The following is a 1,498-nucleotide window of genomic DNA, read 5'->3' as shown; positions in this document are numbered from 1 at the left end:
CTGTTTATCGATGAGATCCATACCATCATCGGTGCGGGTGCGGCCTCCGGCGGCCAGGTCGATGCGGCTAATCTGATCAAACCGCTTCTGTCGAACGGCAAGATCCGCGTGATGGGCTCAACCACCTATCAGGAATTCAGCAATATCTTTGAAAAAGATCGTGCGCTGGCACGCCGCTTTCAAAAGATCGATATTACTGAACCCTCGATTGATGAAACGGTGCAGATCCTCACCGGATTGAAGCCGAAGTACGAAGCGCACCACGACGTGCGTTATACCGCAAAAGCGGTGCGTGCAGCGGTAGAGCTGGCGGTGAAATACATCAATGATCGTCATCTGCCGGACAAGGCGATAGACATCATTGATGAAGCGGGTGCGCGGGTGCGTCTGATGCCAGTCAGCAAGCGCAAGAAAACTGTCAACGTGTCGGACATCGAAACGGTGGTGGCGCGTATTGCGCGTATTCCGGAGAAGAGCGTATCGGCTTCCGATCGCGACTCCCTGAAAACGCTGGGCGATCGCCTGAAAATGCTGGTGTTCGGCCAGGACAACGCCATTGAAGTGCTGACCGAAGCCATCAAGATGAGTCGTGCAGGGCTGGGCCAGGATCGTAAACCGGTCGGTTCCTTCCTGTTTGCTGGCCCAACTGGTGTCGGGAAAACCGAGGTGACCGTTCAGCTGGCGAAAGCGCTGGGCATTGAGCAGCTGCGTTTTGATATGTCCGAGTATATGGAGCGCCACACCGTCAGTCGCCTGATTGGTGCGCCTCCAGGCTATGTTGGTTTTGACCAAGGCGGCCTGTTAACCGATGCGGTAATTAAACATCCGCATGCGGTGGTGCTGCTGGACGAAATCGAGAAGGCTCACCCTGACGTATTCAACCTGCTGCTGCAGGTGATGGATAACGGGATGCTGACCGATAATAATGGCCGCAAAGCGGATTTCCGCAATGTGGTGGTGGTGATGACCACCAACGCCGGGGTAAGGGAAACAGAGCGTCAATCTATCGGACTGATCCAGCAGGACAACAGCACCGATGCGATGGAAGAGATCAAAAAGATCTTTACCCCAGAGTTCCGTAACCGTCTGGATAATATTATCTGGTTCAAGCATCTCGACCAGGTCGTTATTCATCAGGTGGTCGACAAGTTTATTGTCGAGCTGCAGGCTCAGCTGGATGCCAAAGGCGTCTCGCTGGAAGTCAGTGATGATGCACGTGACTGGCTGGCAGAGAAAGGTTACGACAAAACGATGGGCGCGCGTCCGATGGCGCGTACCGTGCAGGAGAGCCTAAAGAAACCGCTGGCTAATGAACTGCTATTTGGTTCACTGGTTGACGGCGGCTCGGTGTCGGTGGCGCTGGATAAAGATAAAAACCAGTTGACCTATCACTTCCTCAGTGCTGAGAAGCGGAAGGTACCGTTCACTAACTGCTAACCGAGATGTGAATAAAAAAGTCTGATGAAGATCATCAGGCTTTTTTTAGGCACTGTTGCAA

Annotated in this window: 1 protein-coding gene; it reads left to right on the top strand. The window is 53.3% G+C overall.

Going from position 1 to position 1,498, the window contains the following annotated elements; genetic code table 11:
• Positions 1-1,437, top strand: a 1,437-nt coding sequence (locus BBW68_RS04665) for an AAA family ATPase (RefSeq protein WP_148127538.1), incomplete at its 5' end; no start/stop codon positions are given.
• Between the last annotated feature and the right edge of the window lie 61 nt (positions 1,438-1,498).

The sequence above is a fragment of the Candidatus Erwinia dacicola genome (assembly GCF_001756855.1).
GTDB lineage: Bacteria > Pseudomonadota > Gammaproteobacteria > Enterobacterales > Enterobacteriaceae > Erwinia > Erwinia dacicola.
Note: the sequence above shows the minus strand (reverse complement) of the source record. Positions and strands in the feature narration are given on the sequence as shown.